This window comes from Asaia bogorensis NBRC 16594 (assembly GCF_001547995.1).
GTDB classification, from domain to species: domain Bacteria; phylum Pseudomonadota; class Alphaproteobacteria; order Acetobacterales; family Acetobacteraceae; genus Asaia; species Asaia bogorensis.
Genome location: NZ_AP014690.1, coordinates 1,835,155 through 1,855,651 on the forward strand (window position 1 = coordinate 1,835,155; position 20,497 = coordinate 1,855,651).

The 20,497-nt window shown below is 60.4% G+C and carries 21 protein-coding genes; 14 read left to right on the forward strand and 7 right to left on the reverse strand.

All coding sequences use genetic code 11. The features are described from left to right. Positions 1–11: 11 nt before the first annotated feature. The 4 genes from Asbog_RS08205 to Asbog_RS08220 are packed head-to-tail and all read left to right on the forward strand — an operon-like array spanning position 12 to position 2,927. Positions 12–728, forward strand: a complete 717-nt coding sequence (locus Asbog_RS08205; protein WP_371861649.1) for a metallophosphoesterase — start codon at positions 12–14, stop codon at positions 726–728. Next, positions 721–1,023: a chorismate mutase gene (locus tag Asbog_RS08210; protein ID WP_023978724.1), complete on the forward strand. Its 303-nt coding sequence runs from the start codon at positions 721–723 to the stop codon at positions 1,021–1,023. Before Asbog_RS08205 ends, Asbog_RS08210 begins: the two co-directional genes overlap by 8 nt. 14 nt (positions 1,024–1,037) lie before the next feature. After that, positions 1,038–1,574 carry a SixA phosphatase family protein gene (locus Asbog_RS08215; RefSeq protein ID WP_062164765.1) on the forward strand — a complete coding sequence of 179 codons (537 nt, stop codon included), beginning with the start codon at positions 1,038–1,040 and terminating at the stop codon, positions 1,572–1,574. Positions 1,575–1,610: 36 nt separating this feature from the next. Beyond that, positions 1,611–2,927 carry a citrate synthase gene (locus tag Asbog_RS08220; RefSeq protein ID WP_023978726.1) on the forward strand — a complete coding sequence of 439 codons (1,317 nt, stop codon included), beginning with the start codon at positions 1,611–1,613 and terminating at the stop codon, positions 2,925–2,927. A gap of 168 nt (positions 2,928–3,095) precedes the next feature. On the opposite strand, the gene Asbog_RS08225 is transcribed toward Asbog_RS08220, so the two are convergent. Beyond that, entirely contained in the window at positions 3,096–3,332 is a 237-nt protein-coding gene (locus tag Asbog_RS08225) for a hypothetical protein (protein ID WP_023978727.1), read from the reverse strand. 175 nt (positions 3,333–3,507) lie between these two features. Here Asbog_RS08225 and Asbog_RS08230 point away from each other — a divergent pair, with 175 nt between their 5' ends. Together Asbog_RS08230 and murI are read left to right on the forward strand one after the other, a co-directional pair. Continuing rightward, complete coding sequence (locus tag Asbog_RS08230; protein WP_062164766.1) at positions 3,508–4,260, forward strand: orotate phosphoribosyltransferase; 753 nt, start codon at positions 3,508–3,510, stop codon at positions 4,258–4,260. 1 nt (position 4,261) lies between these two features. Further along, positions 4,262–5,089, forward strand: a complete 828-nt coding sequence (gene murI / locus Asbog_RS08235) for a glutamate racemase (RefSeq protein ID WP_231944542.1) — start codon at positions 4,262–4,264, stop codon at positions 5,087–5,089. Between the two features lie 90 nt (positions 5,090–5,179). Here murI and Asbog_RS08240 read toward each other — a convergent pair whose 3' ends face one another. Continuing rightward, positions 5,180–6,217, reverse strand: a complete 1,038-nt coding sequence (locus Asbog_RS08240) for a polyprenyl synthetase family protein (RefSeq protein WP_062165787.1) — start codon at positions 6,215–6,217, stop codon at positions 5,180–5,182. A gap of 185 nt (positions 6,218–6,402) precedes the next feature. On the opposite strand from Asbog_RS08240, the gene Asbog_RS08245 reads away from it, so the two are divergent. Then, on the forward strand, positions 6,403–7,218 hold the full coding sequence (locus Asbog_RS08245; protein ID WP_062164767.1) for a tRNA1(Val) (adenine(37)-N6)-methyltransferase: 816 nt from the start codon (positions 6,403–6,405) through the stop codon (positions 7,216–7,218). Between the two features lie 186 nt (positions 7,219–7,404). Here Asbog_RS08245 and Asbog_RS08255 read toward each other — a convergent pair whose 3' ends face one another. Genes Asbog_RS08255 through Asbog_RS08265 form a run of 3 tightly spaced genes read right to left on the reverse strand, consistent with a single transcriptional unit; the run spans position 7,405 to position 11,104 of the window. Then, positions 7,405–8,430 (reverse strand): ribonucleotide-diphosphate reductase subunit beta, encoded by a 1,026-nt coding sequence (locus Asbog_RS08255; RefSeq protein ID WP_062164769.1) that lies wholly within the window; start codon positions 8,428–8,430, stop codon positions 7,405–7,407. Further along, a complete protein-coding gene (locus tag Asbog_RS08260; RefSeq protein WP_062164770.1) occupies positions 8,427–9,260 on the reverse strand; it encodes an META domain-containing protein in 834 nt (277 codons plus the stop codon). The genes Asbog_RS08255 and Asbog_RS08260 overlap by 4 nt, the downstream gene beginning before the upstream one ends. Next, positions 9,251–11,104, reverse strand: coding sequence for a ribonucleoside-diphosphate reductase subunit alpha (locus Asbog_RS08265; protein WP_083510969.1), 1,854 nt, complete (start codon positions 11,102–11,104; stop codon positions 9,251–9,253). The genes Asbog_RS08260 and Asbog_RS08265 overlap by 10 nt, the downstream gene beginning before the upstream one ends. A gap of 406 nt (positions 11,105–11,510) precedes the next feature. Here Asbog_RS08265 and Asbog_RS08270 point away from each other — a divergent pair, with 406 nt between their 5' ends. Then, positions 11,511–11,939 carry an OsmC family protein gene (locus Asbog_RS08270; RefSeq protein ID WP_023978734.1) on the forward strand — a complete coding sequence of 143 codons (429 nt, stop codon included), beginning with the start codon at positions 11,511–11,513 and terminating at the stop codon, positions 11,937–11,939. Positions 11,940–12,167: 228 nt separating this feature from the next. On the opposite strand, the gene aroC is transcribed toward Asbog_RS08270, so the two are convergent. Then, positions 12,168–13,268 carry a chorismate synthase gene (aroC, locus tag Asbog_RS08275; RefSeq protein ID WP_062164771.1) on the reverse strand — a complete coding sequence of 367 codons (1,101 nt, stop codon included), beginning with the start codon at positions 13,266–13,268 and terminating at the stop codon, positions 12,168–12,170. Position 13,269: 1 nt separating this feature from the next. Then, the gene (gene fabI, locus Asbog_RS08280; RefSeq protein ID WP_062164772.1) at positions 13,270–14,112 is read right to left on the reverse strand and encodes an enoyl-ACP reductase FabI; all 843 of its coding nucleotides are present in this window, start codon (positions 14,110–14,112) and stop codon (positions 13,270–13,272) included. Between the two features lie 142 nt (positions 14,113–14,254). Between fabI and pdxH the strand changes: the two genes are divergently transcribed. From pdxH to Asbog_RS08310, 6 genes are all read left to right on the forward strand, one after another. Then, positions 14,255–14,866, forward strand: a complete 612-nt coding sequence (pdxH, locus tag Asbog_RS08285) for a pyridoxamine 5'-phosphate oxidase (protein ID WP_062164773.1) — start codon at positions 14,255–14,257, stop codon at positions 14,864–14,866. Between the two features lie 75 nt (positions 14,867–14,941). After that, complete coding sequence (locus Asbog_RS08290) at positions 14,942–15,829, forward strand: universal stress protein (RefSeq protein ID WP_062164774.1); 888 nt, start codon at positions 14,942–14,944, stop codon at positions 15,827–15,829. Between the two features lie 71 nt (positions 15,830–15,900). Beyond that, on the forward strand, positions 15,901–17,895 hold the full coding sequence (locus Asbog_RS08295) for a glycosyltransferase N-terminal domain-containing protein (RefSeq protein WP_062164775.1): 1,995 nt from the start codon (positions 15,901–15,903) through the stop codon (positions 17,893–17,895). Next, the gene (gene lpxK / locus Asbog_RS08300) at positions 17,892–18,878 is read left to right on the forward strand and encodes a tetraacyldisaccharide 4'-kinase (protein WP_062165789.1); all 987 of its coding nucleotides are present in this window, start codon (positions 17,892–17,894) and stop codon (positions 18,876–18,878) included. Before Asbog_RS08295 ends, lpxK begins: the two co-directional genes overlap by 4 nt. 9 nt (positions 18,879–18,887) lie before the next feature. Further along, positions 18,888–19,814, forward strand: a complete 927-nt coding sequence (locus Asbog_RS08305) for an LpxL/LpxP family acyltransferase (protein WP_062164776.1) — start codon at positions 18,888–18,890, stop codon at positions 19,812–19,814. 182 nt (positions 19,815–19,996) lie between these two features. Then, positions 19,997–20,368, forward strand: a complete 372-nt coding sequence (locus tag Asbog_RS08310; protein WP_023978340.1) for a hypothetical protein — start codon at positions 19,997–19,999, stop codon at positions 20,366–20,368. Positions 20,369–20,497: the final 129 nt, after the last annotated feature.

Sequence of the window (20,497 nt, forward strand, 5' to 3'; positions counted from 1 at the left end):
AGGCCCCGACGATTACCTTTTCTCCCCCCCCTCCTCCCGACCTGTCCAGGCTAAGTGCCGGTCGCGGCATACGCGTGGTGGGAGACGTGCATGGAGACCTGACTGCGTTTGAACATGCGGTCGCCACCGACCGGTTCATCATCCAGCTGGGCGATCTGGTCGATCATGGTCCTGACAGCGCAGGCACGCTAAGGCTCATGCTTGACCTGATTGATGATGGTCGCGGCCTGTTCATCCTTGGCAATCATGACCGTAAGCTCGGTCGAGCCCTCGAGGGGCGTAGGCTGCGCCGTGATCCCCCTCTGGAGGAGACACTGCATCAGCTTTCCGGGCCCGTTCAGGCGGGGCTGCGTGAGCGCGCCTATGAGGCGATCGCTACCGCACCCGCCTGGATCATTCACGACAAGCTAATTTTCGTCCATGGCGGCTTCCACACCGACATGCTTGTGGAAGCGCCCCCACCCGCACTCGGAAGCATGAGCTCGCTGCTGTCGCGCGCGCTCTTTGGCGAGACCACGGGAAGAATGCAGCCGGATGGCTATCCCGAGCGACGTCTGCGCTGGATCGACCATATTCCCGCAGGCCATGTCGTCTATTGCGGCCATGACCGACGCTCGACCGACGGACGCCCCTGGATACGCGATGGGCGTAACGGTGGGCGTGCGATATTCACCGACCTTGGCGCCGGCAAAGGCGGCCATCTTGCCTGGATTGATCTCGATGTCTGAAACCGAAACCCGTACTCTCCTCGAACAGCATCGGCAGAGTATCGATAATATCGATGCCGCCCTGATCCACATGCTGGCAGAGCGATTCCGGCAGACCCAGGCCGTGGGTGAACTCAAGGCCCGCGCCGGCCTGCCCGCTGCCGACCCATCACGCGAATCCAGGCAGATCGAACGTTTGCGTCAGCTTGCCTCGTCAGCACGTCTGGACCCCGACTTCGCAGAAAAGTTTCTTGCCTTCATCATCAAGGAAGTGATCCGTCATCATGACTCAATCGCCGGGCGCAGCCCGCGCTGAATGACGGAGCCTGCATGACCGTGCATCACCTCATCCTCGCCAGACACGCTGAGGCTGCACCTGAAATGCGCGGCGGCAGCGACCGCGAACGTGTCCTGACGCCGGCAGGCGAGCATGATGCTCTCTGCCTGGGGCACAAAATCGCAGCGCTCGATATCCCGCTCGAGCAGACGCATCTATGGCATAGTACTGCCACCCGAACGACCCAGACAGCGTCGTCCATCATGCAATCCCTGCCAGGCTCAAGCGTCATGCTTGGTCTCGATGCGCTGTATGATCTCGACCTGTACGGAATCCTCGAATTGCTCCGGGAGACACCTCGCGCCATCACGACCCTGATCATCGTGGGGCACAACCCGGGTATCGCCGAGACATGCCGCCACCTGGCCAGCAATGCTGTTGATGGCCCAATCGCGCGTGACCTGATGAAATCCTACGAGCCTGGTACAGCCACCCGTTTCACCGTGGCGTCTGACTGGGCTGGTCTTTCTCCCAACACGGCTGGCCTTGGTGCGGTGCTCCATCCGCAAGGCTCATCACCCATATGTTGATTGCCCCCGTCCGGCACAATTCGTAAGGCATTTCCTATGGCTGAACACGACACTAACGGACCTATCTCCGCAACGGCGGCCCTCAGCATAGGCGAGCGCTCTGCCGAATTCCCCATCATGAAGGGTACGATGGGCCCCGATGTGGTGGATATCCGCAAACTCACAGCCGAGACCGGGATGTTCTCCTTCGATCCCGGCTATGGTGAGACGGCTTCCTGCCGTAGTGCTGTCACCTTCATTGATGGTGATGAGGGCGTGTTGCTGCACCGGGGTTACCCCATCGAGCAGCTCGCCACCGAGGCCAGTTTCACTGAAACAGCCTATCTTCTGGTCTATGGCGAGCTTCCGAACCGCGCGGATTACGATCGGTTCCAGCACGACCTCAAGGAGCAGGCGCTCCTGCATGAGCAGATCCGCAACTTCTTCAATGGCTTCCGCCGCGACGCTCATCCAATGGCCATCCTGTGCGGTACCGTGGCTGCGCTGTCGGCCTTTTACCCCGATGCCGTGGATATCTCCCACGAAGCCTCGCGTGACCTCTCCACACGCCGTCTGATCGCCAAGGTACCAACCATCGCTGCCTGGGCCTATAAATACACGGTGGGCGAGCCATTCGTTTACCCTGACAACAGCCTGACCTTCTCGGAAAACTTCCTGAAGATGCTGTTTGCCAAGCCAAACGCCGACTACAAGGTCAACCCGGTTCTGGCCCGCGCCATCGATCGTATCCTGATCCTGCATGCCGATCACGAGCAGAATGCCTCGACCTCGACGGTACGCCTCGTTGGTTCGACCGGCTCGAACCCGTTTGCCTGTATCGCAGCCGGTATCGCAGCGCTCTGGGGGCCTGCGCATGGCGGGGCCAATGAAGCCGTTCTGGGCATGCTTTCCCAGATCGGATCGAAGGAAAACATCCCGGCCTTCATCACTCAGGTGAAGAACCGTGAGAGCGGCGTAAGGCTGATGGGCTTCGGCCATCGCGTATACAAGAACTTCGATCCACGTGCGAAGATCATGGAGCAGACCTATCACGAGGTCGTGGCAGAGCTTGGGCTCAAGCACGATCCGATGTTCGATCTTGCTGCCGAGCTCGAACGTATTGCCGTCAACGATCCCTATTTCGTGCAGCGCCGCCTCTACCCCAATGTCGATTTCTATTCAGGGCTGATTCTGAAGGCGATGGGTATCCCGACTTCGATGTTCACCGTGCTTTTCGCCGTGGCCCGTACGGTAGGTTGGGTCAGTCAGTGGCGCGAAATGATCGAAGAGCCCGGCCAGCGTATTGGACGCCCGCGCCAGCTTTATGTGGGCCAGGCGCGTCGTGACTACGTGCCGCTCTGCCGGCGAAGCTGAAGACATCCGGCCAACAAAAAACCGGAGCGTTGCTCCGGTTTTAGCCTGGCATGACAAAAAGGCCTTTGACTCCGTCAAAGATCATAGCGTCGCAAGGGCTGGTTGCCCATTTAGGCTGCTGGACACGAAAAACTGTCAGCAAGTATCCCGCGCGGATGCCGCTGGAGTTCAGCAATCGCAGCCGGGCGTCGCTCCTTTATCCTGACGCACGATATGATGATCGATCCATTCCGAGACCAGACGGCGCGCCTCATTGATGGACGCTTCAGGATGATGGATGCGATAAAGGGTCGTGCATGCGGTGAAAGCCTGGATGTCAGGCTGACCCACTTCCCGCAATTCTTCATACGCCGTGATCACGGCGCGTTCGCACTTTCGGGAAATGCGGTTGAGATCAACAGTCACGCAAACAGATCCTAGTTGAGAATTATTATCAATTGCTGCATTGTAAATCTTTTCCGATGGTAAATGCAAGCGTAGCCTATCGCACTCACGGGAGCGTTTTCTCTGCTTATTTGTCTTACTTTTCTCACGAAGGCCGGATAATCCTGCACGGCTAAAGATCATGGAGTGACAAGAGATGGCTCTCAGCAACGAGATCAACGGTGGTACGGTTCGTCAGACCCAGTGGGACAGGGACGCAGCCCTGACCACAGCGCGCATCCTTCTGGAAATCAAGGCGATCAATTTCCGCCCTGACGAGCCCTACACCCTGACCTCGGGCTGGAAATCGCCGGTCTATATCGATTGCCGCAAGATCATCTTCTTCCCGCGGGCACGCGCCAAGATTGTCGAACTCGCCGTCGAGAAGATCGGTCGTCATATCGGCTATGAGAGCATCGAGTGCGTTGTTGGGGGTGAAACTGCAGGTATTCCCTTCGCTGCCTGGATTGCCGACCGGATGATGGCGCCAATGGCCTATGTCCGCAAAAAGCCCAAGGGCTTTGGCCGTAACGCGCAGATCGAGGGTGACGTTCCGGAATCGATGCGCACCCTTCTAGTGGAAGACCTCACCACGGACGGCGCGTCCAAGGTCCGCTTTGCCAATGCCCTGCGTTCGGCGGGTGCCATTGTCGATCACACCTTTGTCGTCTTCTTCTATGGCGTGTTCCCCGGCGCACAGAAGACCCTTGCCGACATGAATGTCTCGCTTCATTCGCTCTGCACCTGGTGGGATGTGCTTGAGGCCTGCTCCGGCGCCAATTATTTCTCCGAGAGCGACATCCATGAGGTGCGTCGCTTCCTTGAGGATCCCTGTGGCTGGTCCAAGGCACATGGTGGTGTCGGCAGCGCCGAGGAGGCCGCAGCCCTCAAGGCCAAGGCGGAAGGCTGACTTGCCTACCGATCCGGGTCGTGTTCTGGCTTTTGACTCGGGCATAGGCGGTCTGGCGGTGGTGCAGGCTCTGCGCACCACCCTGCCGCCCGGCACCCTGATCGACTATCTGGCCGATAACGCGCTTTTTCCCTACGGCGAGCAGGACGATGCCGTGCTCGTCACGCGCATCCTTGCGCTCATGGAAGAACGCATTGCCCGGCTTCGCCCCGATGTCGTGCTGATTGCATGCAATACGGCCAGCACCATCGCCCTGGAGGCCCTGCGCGCTCGTTTCGACGTACCCTTCGTGGGCTGCGTACCCCCTGTCCGCTGGGCGGCGCGCGTCAGTCAGACGCGGGTTTTCGGCCTATTGGCCACGAGAGGCACGGCACGTCGCCCCTATCTGCGCAGCTTACGCGACACTTTCGCTGCCGATTGCGAGATGATCGTACACGGGGCCCGTACCCTCGCCGATCTGGCGGAGCAGGCCTTTCTGGGCCGTCCGATCGATGACGATCTGGTGGCACAGGAACTGCGCCATCTGTTCGAGGCGCCCAATGGCGATCGGATCGATACAATCGGACTGGGCTGCACTCATTATACGTTTCTCAGTAACGCTTTCCTGCGCCTGTGCCCGCCGGACATCAACTGGCTCGATCCGGCTCTTGCGGTCGCCCGGCAGGTCAATCACGTGCTTGAAATGCGGGTGGCAGATCGTTCGACCAGCGCCTCGCCAGAATCGCTCTGCCTGACCGGCCCAGCTGCGGATGAGCAGGCCCTGAAACACGCCATTGCTCGCTTGGGGTATCAGGATATCACGGTTCTGGACCCAACCCCCATCTCTTGAACAGGGGTGTGCTGGGCCTGCCTCGCTGCCAAGCGTATGAGGCGCGAACAGATACCGACGAGAGAGCTATCTGCTCCCTCGTCTCTTCAGTCAATTGGCGCGGCTGACCGTATAGGAGGCTGCGTCGATCATGAGCTGCCGGATTGGGCTGTCTGGGAAAGACGACAGGGCTTCGATAGCCGCATCCGCGTAAAGCTGCGCCCGATCCAGGGTCGTCTGGATGGCCCCGGTTTTCTCGATAAGGGCGAGCGCGTGCGGCAGGTCCTCGTCGGTCTGCTCGCCGGTTTCGATGACACGTAGCCAGAATGCACGGTCGGCCTCATCGCCAGCCTGGAAAGCCGCCAGGACAGGCAGTGTAATCTTGCCCTCACGCATGTCGTCGCCCACGGTCTTGCCTAGCACCTGCTGGTCAGCCGCATAATCGAGTGCGTCATCGACAAGCTGGAACGCCATACCCAGATTGGTGCCATAGGCCTCGAGCGCATTCTCGTCGCTCTCCGGGCGCGCCGCCACCACTGCGCCAACCCGGCATGCAGCAGCAAACAGCGCAGCCGTCTTGCCGTGAATGACCTCCAGATATTTCTCGATCGGTGTGGACAGGTCGTTCTGTGTCGCCATCTGCAACACCTCGCCTTCGGCAATCGTAGCCGAGGCGGCCGAAAGAATGGCCATGACCTTGAGGGAGCCATCGGCGGTCATCAGCTGGAACGAACGGGCAAACAGGAAATCGCCCACAAGCACTGAGGCCTTATTGCCAAACACGGCATTGGCGGAGGCAAGGCCACGGCGCAAGGTGCTCTCATCCACCACGTCGTCATGCAGCAATGTGGCCGTATGGATGAACTCGACGCAGGCGGCGAGCCCGACATGGCGCTGGTTTTCGGGCGAAGGCTCATAGCCACACAAACGCGCCGATGCGAGGGTGAGCAACGGGCGCAGCCTCTTGCCACCAGCGGCGACCAGATGGGCGCCCAGTTGGGGGATGAGCGGGACCGGGCTTTGCATACGCGCGACGATCTCGCGGTTGCAGGCCTCCATGTCGTCCTTGAGAAAGTCGGAAAGGGCGTTAAGGGCTGAGCGCTCGCCATTGACGGGCACGGCTGCACTGTTGTTTTGCTCGGCCTTCATATCGGCCAGGCTGTCGGCACCACCCAAGGCAACTCTCCACTTCCTACTTGGCCACTGACGACCCTGATGCAGTATAAGGCACGAGCCGACACCCCGCACGGCGTAACAGAACACCGAGACAGAAACCGGATTTCATGCATGAGCCATTCAGACCGGAGAACCGGCCCTCTGACAGTCAAATCCATATGAGCGGCAGGACGGCCCCGGTCAACCCGGCAACCCTCAAAGCTGACGCTGCCGCAATCAATACAACCGATACGATGCCCGGTTATCTGCTCGACCGATGTGTGCGGTATCACCAGTTCACAAAGGGTTATCGCACTGGCATAGAACCAGTGTTGATGGCTGCCTTCGTGCCCGCTCGACGTGGAGAGAGCATTCTCGAGGCTGGATGCGGCGCAGGTGCGGGCCTGCTTTGCCTCATGACGCGATGCCCTGAGACCAGCGGCGCAGGTATCGAAGCCGATGGTGCGACGGCGGAACTGGCGAGACTAAACATGGAGGCCAATGGTCTGGGCGCCCGCGTCTCGATCATTCAGGGCAGCCTGCCCGACATCCCCCCTACCCTGCGACAGATAACGCCGGGGGCCAATGGCCGCTTCCATCATGCCATGGCCAACCCTCCCTGGCATCCTGCCGATCATACCGGAGCCGATGATGCCCGACGTCGCCTGGCGATGACCATGCCAGAAGGAGGCTGGACCGCATGGATCGACGCGCTGTCAAAATGGGTGCTTCCCGGCGGCAGCTTGACGCTCGCCCTGCCTGCCTTCGTCATTGACACAGCCTGCGAGGCCTTGCGCCAGGCCGGGTTCGGGAGCCTCACCCTCTGCCCGCTCTGGCCCAAACAGGGGCGGGCAGCGAAGATCGTTCTGCTACGCGGGATATGGGGGGGTAAGGGCGCGTTCCGCCTTCTTCCCGGCCTCGTGCTCCATCGTCAGGAGGGCGGCTACACGGATGAGTGTGAGGCGGTTCTACGTCAGGCGAGCGCGCTGGAGTAACCGCGGAAACTTCGCGCGGCTTCGCCAGTCTGACAGCGACGCTTCGACACCGGAGAATAGGTGCCCTGAAAATGATCCAGGGTATTTTCACCCTCGTCCGGGAGCCATCCGCTCGAGGGTAGATTCGACTTGCGAAAGTCACGCGGTGCTGAGATTTCAGGGCGGAGTATGACCCCGCCCCGCATTTCAGGAAGCGAAAACGTCCGCCTCGAAAGCTTCTTCCCAGGATCCCGACGTCGAAGCACGGGAGTATTCCGTCGAACGGTTTTCGAAGAAATTGGCGTGTTCCACCGCATTCAGCATGTCGTCGAGCCAGGGCAGCGGGTTCTCCTCGATGCCATAGAAGGGATCGAGACCAAGCTGCGTCATGCGACGATCGGCAATGAAGCGAATATAACGCTTCACCTGATCAGCGCTCAGGCCTTCGACATCGCCCATCTCGAAAGCGAGATCGATGAAGGCATCCTCATGCTCGACCGTTGTCGCACAGATCTCTGCGAGTTCAGCGCGGAAATCCTCGGTCCAGATCTCACGGTTTTCGCGCACGAAGGTACGGAACAGGCGGATCATGGACAGGCAGTGCAGCGTTTCATCGCGCACCGACCAGGAAACAATCTGCCCCATTCCCTTGAGCTTGTTGAAGCGGGGGAAGTTCAGCAGGATCGCGAAGGAGGCAAAAAGCTGCAGCCCTTCCATGAAAGCGCCGAACGCTGCCATGGTCTTCGCAATTTCTCGCTTGTTGTTGATGTTGAAGGACTGCATGAAATCATACTTGTCCTTCATCTCCTTGTACTTCAGGAATGCCGAATACTCTGTTTCCGGCATGCCGATCGTATCAAGAAGATGCGAATAGGCAGCGATGTGAATCGTTTCGATATTCGAGAACGATGACAGCATCATCAGCACTTCGGTCGGTTTGAAGACCTGGCTGTAATACTTCATATACGCCGAGTTCACCTCGACGTCGGCCTGCGTGAAAAACCGGAAGATCTGCGTGACAAGATGGCGCTCGCCCTCGCTCAGCGTGCGATGCCAATCCTTCACGTCATCGGCCAGAGGCACTTCCTCGGGCAACCAGTGGACACGCTGCTGGATCAGCCATGCGTCATAGGCCCAGGGGTAACGGAAGGGCTTATAGACCGGGTTGGCGGTCATCAGATCGAAATGCTGTTCTTCGGCGAGCGGCGCGCCGGCGTTCTGTGTCTCGCTCATGGGCTCTTCCTGCTCCGTTCTGTCTGCGGGCCGGCATCGGTCCGGCCCTGATTTTCCTGCAATGTCAGCGCAGCCACGCCGTGATCGTCACTCAGGATCAGGCGATCGCCCTCCCTGCGCCATGCACGCACGGTCTGCATGGCCTTGAACACGGCGTCTTCCTGCGTCATGCGCACACCTGGGCAGGCCATGCGTGTTCCCGCCGTCGGGCCAAAGGTGAAATGGGTCGCGTCGGCAACCACATGCCCCATCATCCGGTTGCATCCGCCTGTTCCAGACAGCGCACCATCGGCACGTATGACCATGAAGGCAGGCGCTGCGGGGTCAACCTTCTGCATGCCGATTTCCGTGATCGCCCACGCACCGGCAACGGGCTGAGGCACAGGCTGGCTAACGGATTCGACTGTCACCGTCGTGTCTGACGGCACAGCGCCAGCTTCCATAGTGGCGGTCTTGCTTATGGCAATTAGCTTGCCACTCTGGCGGATCGCAGCATGCAGCGCATAGCGGTGCCCGGCCGTCAGGTGCTGCGCATCGTAATGCAGCGCGTAGCCATAGGGCGACTTGCCAACCGGCGTGAACTCGGTCCTGCCAAGCGTCACCGAGGGAGCGTCGGCGAGACTCACATCATCCAGCCGCACCGTGATCATCGCACCTTTCGGTATGATCATCCCGGCAGGTGTGACGACCACACCCTTCACGACGGTCTGTTTCACCTCGGACCCGGGGGCCGGCGCTTCCGCCGCAACGGCACACCAGTTACCAGCGGAACCTGCCGTGAGTGCGCCTGTCAGCAACGCCACCGCACAGAGCGAATGCTTCACTGACATGACAGACATTCCTCATAGCTCGTCGTCGCGGCGGGCTTCTTGGCAGCCTCAGCCGCGTCGCTGCTGTAATCCTCGTCCTCAAGAATGTTGTTCTTGAGCGCCATGTCACTGACCGCGTCAGCGCGCTGGATCGAGAGCGAACGGCAGTAATAGAGCGACTTCACGCCACGCTTCCATGCAAGGAAATGGATCTGATGCAGGTCGCGCTTATGAATATCAGCAGGCAGGAACACGTTGATGGATTGCGCCTGACAGATGAAGCCGGCGCGATCAGCCGCATGTTCGATCACCCAGCGCTGATCCAGCTCGAATGCCGTCTTGTAAACATCCTTCTCGTCCTGTGTCAGGAAGTCGAGATGCTGCACAGAACCCTTGTTCAGGGTGATCGATGACCAGACTGCATCGTTGTTATACCCCTTCTGCTCCAGCAGCGCGAGCAAATGGCGGTTGCGCACGGTGAACGAACCCGAGAGGGTTTTCTGCAGGAACACATTGGCCGAGATCGGCTCGATACCGGGGCTGGCATTGCCGGCGATAATCGAGATCGAGGCCGTGGGGGCAATCGCCATCTTGTTCGAGAAACGCTCCATGATGCCGTATTCCTCGGCATCGGGGCACGGCCCGAGCAGCTCGGCAAGATGCTTGGAGGCCGCGTCGGCCTGCACCTTGATGTGCTGGAAGATGCGCTTGTTCCACACACGCGCCATCACGCTCTCGAACGGGATGCTGCGCGCCTGTAGGAAGGAATGGAAGCCCATGACCCCAAGCCCGACCGAGCGCTCGCGCATGGCGGCGTAGCGGGCGCGCTCCATGTCATCAGGCGCGCGGTCAATGAAGTCCTGCAACACGCGATCGAGGAAGAGCATGACGTCTTCGATGAATTGCGGGTTGTCCTTCCACTCGTCCCATGTCTCGAGATTGAGCGAGGACAGGCAGCATACGGCGGTACGGTTCTTGCCGTGATGATCGAGCCCGGTGGGCAGCGTGATTTCCGCGCAGAGATTGGAGGTCTTGACCTCAAGCCCGGCAAGCTTGTGATGCTCGGGGCGCGCCTTGTTCACATGATCGGAATAGATGATGTAGGGCTCACCCTGCTCCATGCGGGCCGTCAGGATACGGATCCAGAGCTGACGTGCTGGAATGCTGCGGATGACAGACATGTCCTTGGGCGAGCGCAGGCCCCATTCCTCATCTTTCTCCACGGCGCGCATGAAGTCGTCGGTGAGCAGCACACCGTGATGCAGATTGAGGGCCTTGCGGTTAGGGTCACCACCGGTCGGGCGGCGCATCTCGACGAATTCCTCGATCTCGGGATGCCAGACGGGTAGGTAGACCGCCGCCGAACCGCGACGCAAGGAGCCCTGCGAAATGGCGAGTGTGAGGCTGTCCATGACGCGAATGAACGGAATGACACCCGAGGTCTTGCCATTCTTGCCGACATTCTCGCCGATCGAGCGCAGATTACCCCAGTAAGAGCCAATGCCACCACCCTTGGAGGCCAGCCAGACATTCTCGTTCCAGAGGTCCACAATGCCGCGCAGGCTATCATCGGCTTCGTTCAGGAAGCACGAGATCGGCAGGCCACGCGACGTTCCCCCGTTGGACAGAACCGGGGTTGCGGGCATGAACCAGTGTTGTGAGATGTAGTCATAAAGGCGCTGTGCATGGGCGGCATCGGCACCGTAATACGAGGCGACACGACCAAACAGGTCCTGATAGTGCTCACCCGGGAGCAGATAGCGGTTATCGAGCGTCGCACGGCCGAAATCGGTCAGCAGCGAATCACGCGACCGGTTGACCCGGACAGGGTGATGGCCCTCAAGCTGAACGACATCATCGAACATATCCGGCTCGGCCTCGATCTCCTGGGGCGCGCGGTCGCAGGGCTCGGGCAGAACATCAGCTGTCGCTGAAACAGGCTCACGGATCGTGTCGTCTAGCAGGCTCACGGGCCATCTCCCCAGGATCAAATCGAGTTTGGTATCGCAATTTCCGAGTGTCCTCTTGGCGCAAGTCGCGCCTGCCAGACAAGCAATATATCGGGTTAAATTTCGCCCTCGGCACTACATATGGTGTTGACAGGGGCAGAAGCCCTTGGAGAACATGGAGTTCCCCCAAGCCGCTTTTTTTACGGTACGCTCCCGGCGTTGCGATGATGTCACAGCGTTACAGGTGAACAATTTCCCGGCCCCTGCGTTGGCTGAACAACCGGAGGCTTCTGCGTCCGGAATCCAGCAGGAGGACTTGCACATGACGATCAAGAAAACTGCCAGCGCCCAGTGGAGCGGTGGCCTGAAGGACGGCAAGGGTACGATCTCGACGCAGAGCGGTGCGCTCTCCAGCCAGCCCTATGGCTTCAACACGCGATTCGAGGACAAGCCCGGCACGAACCCGGAGGAACTGATCGGTGCGGCGCATGCCGGCTGCTTCACCATGGCACTCTCCATGATCCTCGGCGAAGCCGGCCTCACGGCAACGTCGCTCGAAACCAAGGCAACTGTCTCGCTCGACAAGACCGAGGGCGGTTTTGAAATTTCTGCCATCCACCTCGACCTCAAGGGCACTGTCCCCGGCGCCGATCAGGCAAAGTTTGAAGAGCTTGCCACGAAGGCCAAGAATGGCTGCCCCGTCTCGCAGCTTTTCAAGGCTGATATTACCCTTTCTGCCGCGCTGGTCTGAACCGTCGGGCTGGCGGCTGCCAGCCTGACACCCCCTCCCCTGAGCACCGATACGTGCGCGTGGTTCGCAATCATGCGTAGATAAGCCCGGAGGTGCCGGGGCAGTGATGGCGGAACGTGGAACGCCTTACCATATTCGGCTGAGTGTTCGATCGTCCTGCCATCGGACTCGATCTACCTCACCTGCGGGAGTGAGCCCGGGTGCTCAGCACCCGCCGGAGAGTGATCTCTAATCGCGGACACGATGCCAGCTGTTCTGAGCATGGTCACGCAGGATGTGATCTGCCAGCAGGCAGGCCAGCATCGCCTCGGCTACAGGCACCGCGCGAATACCGATGCACGGGTCGTGGCGGCCCTTTGTCATGACATCGATATTCTCACCCTGACGGTTGACCGAGGGCACCGGCACCAAGATCGAACTGGTCGGCTTGATCGCGAAACGCGCGGTGATAGGCTGGCCGGTCGAGATGCCACCCAGAATACCGCCCGCCCTGTTTCCCTCGAAATGAAGTGCCCCCTCACGCATGCGCATCGGGTCGGCGTTCTCCTCACCACGCAGCGCCGCAACGCCCATGCCCTCACCAATCTCGACTGCTTTCACGCCGTTGATGCCCATAAGGGCAGACGCGATGTCGGCGTCGAGCTTGCCATAAAGCGGCGCACCAAGACCGGCCGGGAAATTCTCGGCAACGACTTCAACCAGCGCACCGATGGACGATCCTTCCTTACGCACGCTCGAAAGCAGACCCTCCCATTCGACCGCCGTAACTGGGTCCGGACAGAACAGGGGATTGCGATTGACTTCATCCCAGTCCCACCGCGCCCTGTCGATCGCAAGGCCGCCAATCTGCACCAACGCGGCGCGTATGGTCGCCATTTCGCCCAGCAGGGTCTCGATCACACGCCGCGCAACACCGCCCGCTGCGACACGGCAGGCTGTCTCTCGGGCCGATGAGCGTCCGCCCCCGCGATAATCCCTGTGACCGTATTTCAGGTCATAGGTGACGTCGGCATGGCCGGGACGATAGCGCGATGCGATATCCGAGTAGTCTTTCGAGCGCTGATCCGTATTCTCGATCATGAGCGCAATCGGCGTGCCGGTCGTCCTGCCCTCAAACACGCCGGAAAGTATACGGACCTGATCTGCTTCCTGACGCTGGGTGGTGAATTTGGACTGCCCGGGCCTGCGTCGATCGAGCCAGGGCTGGATGTCACCCTCGTTCAGGGTGATACCGGGCGGGCAGCCATCGACGACGCAGCCAATGGCCGGCCCGTGGCTCTCGCCCCAAGTCGTGACACGAAACAGCGTCCCGAAGCTGTTATCCGACATGTCAGCCTTCTGAGGATGCGACAGCGATATCGGGCGCGGTCGGGTTTTTCATACCCACCAGATGATAGCCGCAATCGACGTGATGGACCTCACCTGTTGTGCCCGATGAAAGGTCAGACAGGAAGTATAGGCCCGAACCCCCTACATCCTTGAGCGATACATTGCGCTCCATCGGCGCATTGAGCTGGTTCCAGCGCAGAATGTAGCGGAAATCGCCGATGCCATTGGCGGCCAGCGTCATGATCGGCCCGGCAGAGATCGCATTGACGCGGATATTGTCCTTGCCAAGATCCGCGGCCATGTAACGCACCGAAGCTTCGAGGGCCGCCTTGGCCACGCCCATCACATTATAATGAGGCATGACGCGTTCCGCGCCCAGATAGGACAGGGTCAGGAGTGAACCGCCATCGGTCATCAGGGCCGCAGCTCGGCGCGCAACCGCCGTGAAGGAAAAACAGGAAATATCCATCGCCTTCAGAAAGGCATCGCGCGGCGTATCGACATAGCGCCCGCGCAGGAACTGCTTGTCTGCCCAGCCAATGGCATGAACCACGAAATCGATTTTGCCCCAGGCTTTTTCGATCTCGTCGAAAGCACGGTCGATATCGGCATCGTCACTGACATCGCAAGGGATAACCAGAGAAGCACCTACGCTCTCTGCGAGAGGCTTTACGCGCTTGCCCAGTGCTTCGCCCTGATAGGTGAAAGCGAGCTCAGCCCCCTGTGCGGCGCAGGCAGAGGCGATGGCCCAGGCGATGGAGCGGTCATTGGCGACGCCCATCACAAGGCCGCGCTTGCCCGCCATCAGCGTCCCGGTGGGGAGATCGAACGAAGCGGTGGACATGAGGCAGATCCCGGTTAATGTCAGAGAAAGAAACAATAATGCTCCGCTACGTCGCACATGCCTGCCGCGCAAACAAGTGTCGAGATGACACGTTAGCAGTGACAACGAAGACGGACCCTAATAACGCAGGAGACACCCTGTCATGGCTGACGACACCACACGCCCCCTTATACCGCTCGACGCAGACCCCTTTGTTCTCTTCGCCGAGTGGATGAAGGACGCCGAGGCCAGCGAGCCAAACGACCCCAACGCAATGGCACTCGCCACCGCCTCACCCGAGGGTATTCCCTCCGTCCGCATGATCCTGCTCAAGGGCGCGGATGAGCGAGGTTTTGTGTTCTATACCAATCTCGAGAGCCGCAAGGGTGGTGAACTATCGAGCAACCCCCATGCAGCATTGCTCTTTCACTGGAAATCCCTGCGCCGCCAGATCCGTATCGAAGGTCCGGTTGAACCGGTCAGTGCAGAGGAAGCGGATCGCTATTTCGCCAGCCGCAGCCGCAATTCCCGGATCGGTGCCATCGCCTCCGACCAGTCACGGCCGCTTGCCGAGCGCGCTGATTTCGAAAAACGCATAGAGGCGGTGACAGCGCGTTTCGAGGGGAAGGAGCCCGAGCGTCCGGCCAACTGGTCAGGTTTCCGCCTTGTGCCCCGGCAGATCGAGTTCTGGCAGGACCGTCCTTACCGCATGCATGACCGCGCCACGTGGACACGTGAAGAGAATGACTGGGCCGTCACACGGCTCTACCCCTGACACTACCTGACACGGGCGCACTCGCGGGACCTCGCCCACCCGGCCAGACACATCTTTTATCTAGTGAGACCCCTCATGGCCAACGACGTCAGAAACATCCTCGTCCCGCTGAATGGCGCAGGCAATATCGATGCCGTTCTGCGTGTCGGCCTTCTCCATGCACGCGCCTTCAACGCTCACCTCTCAACCGTACTTGTGGGCGACGATCCCAATGAAATGGCAGCGCTCACAGGCGAGGGCCTTTCAAGTGCGATGATCAATGAGATGATGGAGGCGGCCGAGCATGAGGCGCATCGCCGCATGCTCCAGGTTCGGCTCAAATTCGATGCGTTCATTCGCGACAATGACATCGAGCCCAAGCAGGGTTTTCTTGAAAACGACCCCCTCGCCCATTCACGACTGAGCGCCTCCCTCGAATTTCTGACCGGATCGGAACACGAAGCCGTGACTTGGCGAGCCCGCCTGTCGGACCTCACCCTCATGCCGCATCTCGGGCCTAACGATAATGCCCGTGCCTCGGAAGTCCTGCATGCGGTGCTCTATGATAGTGGCTGCCCGCTGGTTATTGCCCCTCCGACGCCACCTGTCAGTTCGGGCAAGCGCCTGTGTATTGCCTGGAATGGCACCGCAGAGGCGGCATCGGCCCTGCGCGGGGCTCTCCCTTATGCCAAACAGGCCGAAGCCGTGCAGATCCTCACCAGTGTCGATTATCACCGGCGCGGGCCTGAAGCAGATACCGTGCAGGATTATCTCAAGCTTCATGGCGTGAATGCCGAGATCAGGAACTTCAAGGGAATCGAGCGTGATGTCGGCGCAGGCATCCTTACCGCGTGTGCAGATTTCGGCGCTGATATGCTCACTATGGGAGCCTACTCCCATTCACGGTTGCGCCAGATGATCATGGGGGGCGCCACCCGCCATGTGCTTGAACATGCTGGCATAACGGTTCTCATGAGCCGTTGATGTCGAACTTTTGCCATACCGCACCGGACATGCTACCGGCGCGGTATGGGTGACTTCCTTACAGGCGCCGAATGAACCGTCTTGAGCCAGAGCTCCAGACCGAATGCCAGGTCAGGCATCCGGGCCGCTCACGCGCCGAGCGCCTCCTTCTGACACTGGCACGCGCCTATCTGGGCTTCACCCAAGCCACCATACGCTGGTGTTTCACCGGTGCGCCGGAATCCCTCCCATCCCTGCTTCAAAGTCCTGATCGACCAGTCGATGGCTGCATAACGGCCTGCTGGCACCGCTCCCTGCTCTTTCTGCCAGCCATGTGTCGCTGGGGACACCGCCAGAACCCTGCCCTCAATTTTGGGGTCATGATCAGCCGCAACCGCGATGGACGTTTCATCAACGACCTTGTGGCTCCCTGGGGGATTACCGGGGTCGAAGGGTCAAGTGATCGTCAGGGCAAGAACAAGGGGGGCAGTCGCGCCCTGCGCGAATCTGTCAGGGCGATCAAGAATGGTGTGGTCTTTGCCATAACGCCGGATGGCCCACGCGGCCCCGCTGAAAAGGTTCAGCCCGGCACCCCGGCTCTGATGCGGTTATCGGGCAGCCCCCTTATTCCCATCGGGGGAGCGTGCACTTCGCTTCGTCTGCCGAGCTGGGATGGATTACGCGTTCCCCTGCCCTTCGGCCGCGGTTACATGCTCTATGGTGCCCCTCGAAAGGGAGACGCCACCCCCGAGGCCATCGAGAACGAACTGAAAGACCTCTCTGCCAAAGCGGAGCATTATCTATCTGCTGGCCGTTTTACCCTGCCGGATCATCTCTGGCACTTGCTGGGCATGGTTCTTACGCCGGGGTTGCGGGCCATGATGCTCGTTCGCCTCAGGCGCAGCAAGGAGCGGCGCGAACGTCTCCCGGAGCGTCGGGGCCGCGCGAGCCTTACGCGGCCGACCGGTCGGGTTCTGTGGCTGCACGCGGCAAGCGTTGGTGAGACCCATTCCATCCTCCCCCTGATCGAGACGTTGGCAAGGCGCAATCCGGGGTGGCACTTCCTCCTCACCAGCGCCACGATCGGCGGTGCCGATATTGTCGCGCATTATCTTGGCCAGAAAGCGCACGAGGATGCGCGCATCATCCATCAGTTCATCCCCTATGATACACCGCTCTGGACGCGACGCTTTCTGGATCACTGGCAACCCGAAGCCCTGCTTCTGACCGATAGCGAACTCTGGCCGGGGCTGATCCTTGCCTGCACACGCCGCGCCATTCCTGTAGGTGTTCTCAATGGTCGCCTGTCGGAAAAATCGTGGCGGCGCTGGCACAAGGCCCGCCATATTGCCCCGCCCCTGTTCCGCCGTCTGGCCTTTGTGGCCGCGCGAGGCGAGGAGGATCGCCGGCATTTCCACGACCTCGGGGTGAAGGATGTTGTCTGTCTGGGCGACCTCAAACAGGATGCGCCGCCGCCGCCAGTTGACCCGGTCGAGCTGGACAGGCTCAGACGCCTGATCGCGGGGCGACCGGTTTTCCTCGCCGCATCGACCCACCCCGGTGAGGACGAGATCATCTTGCGCGCCGCCCACCTGGCGCGAGAGCACTTTCCCGCTCTCCTGACCATCATCGCCCCCAGACACCCGGTAAGGGGTGAGGATATCGCCACCCTCACCTCTCCGGCAGCGCCCCGGCGTAGCGCAGGCGCCGACCCTGCTGCGCATGATGCCTTCTGGATTGCCGATACACTTGGCGAGCTGGGCTTGTTCTACCGTCTGGCCGATTGCGCGTTCATCGGCAATTCGCTGATACTACCCGGCGGGGGACACAACCCGTTCGAAGCGGCAAGGCTCGATGTCGCCCTTGCGACCGGGCCCTTTCATGACAATTTTCGTCCCGCCTTCACGCAACTGAAGGGGCTGGTTGAGACTATACATGACGAGACGCAACTGGCTGACTGGATTGTAGAGGTGTTGACCAACCCTTCCCCCTGGAAAGACCGCGCCTGCCGCGCAAAAGAGACCATCGGGTCGGGACATGATGTAGCACTCAGGCTCGCCGAGAAGATCGAGACGCTGTGCGCCTGAAACTCTCCCCACCGGCTTTCTGGCAAAAAGCAGCACCTGGCTGGCAGGCACGCGCCCTCAGGCCGGTGTCATTCCTGTTCGATACGGTCGGCCTTGTCCGGGCGGTGCGCGCACGACCTGCGACAGCGAGCATCCCGGTCCTGTGCTGCGGCAATCTCAGCGTGGGCGGTACGGGCAAGACAATTCTCGTCCGGGATCTGGCGGCGCGGCTGGCTGCCCGGGGTGAGCGCCCGCATATACTGAGCCGCGGCTATGGTGGAAGGCTGAGCGGGCCACTGCGCGTGGACGTCCATCACCACACCGCGCAGGATGTGGGGGACGAACCTTTCATGCTGGCGCAAGACTTCCCGGTCTGGATTGGCGGAAACCGCGCGGAAACCGCTCACCTCGCCACCGAGGATGGCGCAACCTGCCTCATTATGGATGACGGTCTGCAGAACACCACCCTGCGCCAGACCATGCGGCTTGTCACTGTCGATGGCGCCGTCGGCCTCGGCAACGGTCAGACCCTCCCCGCCGGCCCTCTTCGCGAGCCGGTCAGCCGTGGACTCATGCGCGCCGATGGGGTCATCATCATCGGTCGCGATGACGCCCATCTCGCCACTCATCTACCTTCCTCGATCACCGTTCTGGCAGCTCGGCTCATCCCATCTGCCACGATAAGGCGGCTCCAGGGCAAGCAGATCATCGCCTTCGCCGGAATCGGTCGTCCCTCGAAGTTCTTCGACATGCTGCGCGAGGCGGGAGCGCCCCCCATGCGCAGCATCGCCTTTGACGACCATCACGCCTATACCGAGCGCGACTGCCGCCGTCTGTCAGTACTCGCCCGTCAGCCGCGAACCGCCCTGGTGACGACACGAAAGGACTGGGTCAAGTTGCCCGTCTGGCTGCAGGAAGATGTCAGCGTGATCGATGTCGAGCTTCTCTGGGCCGACCCCGCAGCCCCTGAACGCCTGCTGGACCAGCTATTCGCAACTGTGTAGAGCCGCCTTATGAGCGACACTCCCGCGATCACACTCCTGCACCGCGCCGAATACATGGCGGCCCGCCTCGCCCTCGCAGCGCTGTCCTCGCTGCCTGCCGCAATGGCGTCCAATTTCGCGGGATGGGTGGCGCGAACCATCGGGCCGCGCCTGCCTGTCTCCCGCGTGGCCGACAATAACCTGTCACTGGCTCTTCCCCGCCTCACGGCTGAGGAACGCGCCACTGTCATCGTAGATGTATGGGACAATCTTGGCCGCACATTGGGGGAGTTTCCCCATTTGCACCGCTTGCAGCAGAACACGGAATCTGGCCCCGGATGGAGCATCAGCAATGCCGAGGCGCTGGAGATCGTGCGGGCCACAGGCAAGCCTGTCATCTTCTTCTCAGGCCATATCGGCAACTGGGAAATGTTGCCGCCAGTCGTCGCGCGGCACGGCCTCCCTTTCGCCTCGTTCTATCGCGCTGCAGGGAATCCGCTCATCAACCGGCTCATCATCGCCCTGCGTTCACGCGCGATGGGGGTCGAGACACCAATGTTTGCCAAAGGCGCAAAGGGCGCCCGTCTTGCGCTGCGTCATCTCGCCCAGGGGCATCATCTCGGTATTCTCGGTGATCAGAAAATGAATGACGGCATCGAATGCCGCTTTTTCAATCTGCCCGCCATGACAGCCTCCGCAGCTGCGGCCTTTGCCGTAAAATATGACTGCCCAATCGTCACAGGTCGTATCGTCCGGCTTGGCCCCGCCAGATTACATCTGGAAGTCGGTCCTGTCCTCTACCCCAATCTCGGGGCGCGCCGTACCGATGAAATTGGCAGCTTGACGCAAAGGCTCAATGACCAGCTGGAACGCTGGATTACAGAGAAGCCCGGGAGCTGGCTCTGGCTTCATCGTCGCTGGCCGAAAGAATTGTATACAAGAAAATGGCGTAATTAACGGTCTAGACAGTCCGAAAGTTTCTTTTTTCCTATCTGAACATAGGTGAAACGAAGCATTGCTTTTCTGCAACACCCCGCCGTCGCGATGACGGAAAACGTCATACAAACGCAATTTTACGTTGAGACCGCCCGCTTTTGCCGTCTAGCCTCAGTGTTGCACCAGAAATGAGGACGCAACGTATGGCCCAGACGCTGCCGTTTCCCAAGAACGAAACTCCAGCACCTCTCAGCAATGTGATTCCGCTGCGCTTCAATGTGCTGCCTCGTCATCGCGAATATCTTTCGCAGTGGCTGCAGGCTGGCCTCGCGATGGGGCTCTGCGACGCGGATATCGAGACGGAATGTCTGGATGGACGCAGTGAAGCTGTCGCTCATATCCTGATCTGGGTTCGCGAAAACGCTGACCCCGCCTATATGATCAAGCCACGCGGACTGCGCTGGGTTCTGATTGACCATATCCGCGACCACGAACTCGGGGTTTACCCGAGCCTCGAGCTCGCCCTGAACACAGTTCGTCCAGTACTGCCGCTCAAATCCATCGCCGCCGCCTGAGGCTTATCGACCCAGGCCGGCAGAACGGAGCCAGACCTATCACAGCGCTTAGGTCAAACCCAGGCGCTGAAAAACAGCCCGCCGGTATTTATGAGGGCGAACCAGACCCTCGCAATCGCCTCCAACGTG

Bases quoted from the DNA above. Each gene is read 5' to 3' on its own strand.
- Asbog_RS08210 (WP_023978724.1), top strand. From the start codon at position 721: ATGTCTGAAACCGAAACCCGTACTCTCCTCGAACAGCATCGGCAGAGT.
- Asbog_RS08215 (WP_062164765.1), top strand. From the start codon at position 1,038: ATGACCGTGCATCACCTCATCCTCGCCAGACACGCTGAGGCTGCACCT.
- Asbog_RS08220 (WP_023978726.1), top strand. From the start codon at position 1,611: ATGGCTGAACACGACACTAACGGACCTATCTCCGCAACGGCGGCCCTC.
- Asbog_RS08230 (WP_062164766.1), top strand. From the start codon at position 3,508: ATGGCTCTCAGCAACGAGATCAACGGTGGTACGGTTCGTCAGACCCAG.
- Asbog_RS08240 (WP_062165787.1), bottom strand. From the start codon at position 6,217: ATGAAGGCCGAGCAAAACAACAGTGCAGCCGTGCCCGTCAATGGCGAG.
- Asbog_RS08245 (WP_062164767.1), top strand. From the start codon at position 6,403: ATGAGCGGCAGGACGGCCCCGGTCAACCCGGCAACCCTCAAAGCTGAC.
- Asbog_RS08255 (WP_062164769.1), bottom strand. From the start codon at position 8,430: ATGAGCGAGACACAGAACGCCGGCGCGCCGCTCGCCGAAGAACAGCAT.
- Asbog_RS08260 (WP_062164770.1), bottom strand. From the start codon at position 9,260: ATGTCAGTGAAGCATTCGCTCTGTGCGGTGGCGTTGCTGACAGGCGCA.
- Asbog_RS08265 (WP_083510969.1), bottom strand. From the start codon at position 11,104: ATGTTCGATGATGTCGTTCAGCTTGAGGGCCATCACCCTGTCCGGGTC.
- Asbog_RS08270 (WP_023978734.1), top strand. From the start codon at position 11,511: ATGACGATCAAGAAAACTGCCAGCGCCCAGTGGAGCGGTGGCCTGAAG.
- aroC (WP_062164771.1), bottom strand. From the start codon at position 13,268: ATGTCGGATAACAGCTTCGGGACGCTGTTTCGTGTCACGACTTGGGGC.
- fabI (WP_062164772.1), bottom strand. From the start codon at position 14,112: ATGTCCACCGCTTCGTTCGATCTCCCCACCGGGACGCTGATGGCGGGC.
- pdxH (WP_062164773.1), top strand. From the start codon at position 14,255: ATGGCTGACGACACCACACGCCCCCTTATACCGCTCGACGCAGACCCC.
- Asbog_RS08290 (WP_062164774.1), top strand. From the start codon at position 14,942: ATGGCCAACGACGTCAGAAACATCCTCGTCCCGCTGAATGGCGCAGGC.
- Asbog_RS08295 (WP_062164775.1), top strand. From the start codon at position 15,901: ATGAACCGTCTTGAGCCAGAGCTCCAGACCGAATGCCAGGTCAGGCAT.
- Asbog_RS08305 (WP_062164776.1), top strand. From the start codon at position 18,888: ATGAGCGACACTCCCGCGATCACACTCCTGCACCGCGCCGAATACATG.
- Asbog_RS08310 (WP_023978340.1), top strand. From the start codon at position 19,997: ATGGCCCAGACGCTGCCGTTTCCCAAGAACGAAACTCCAGCACCTCTC.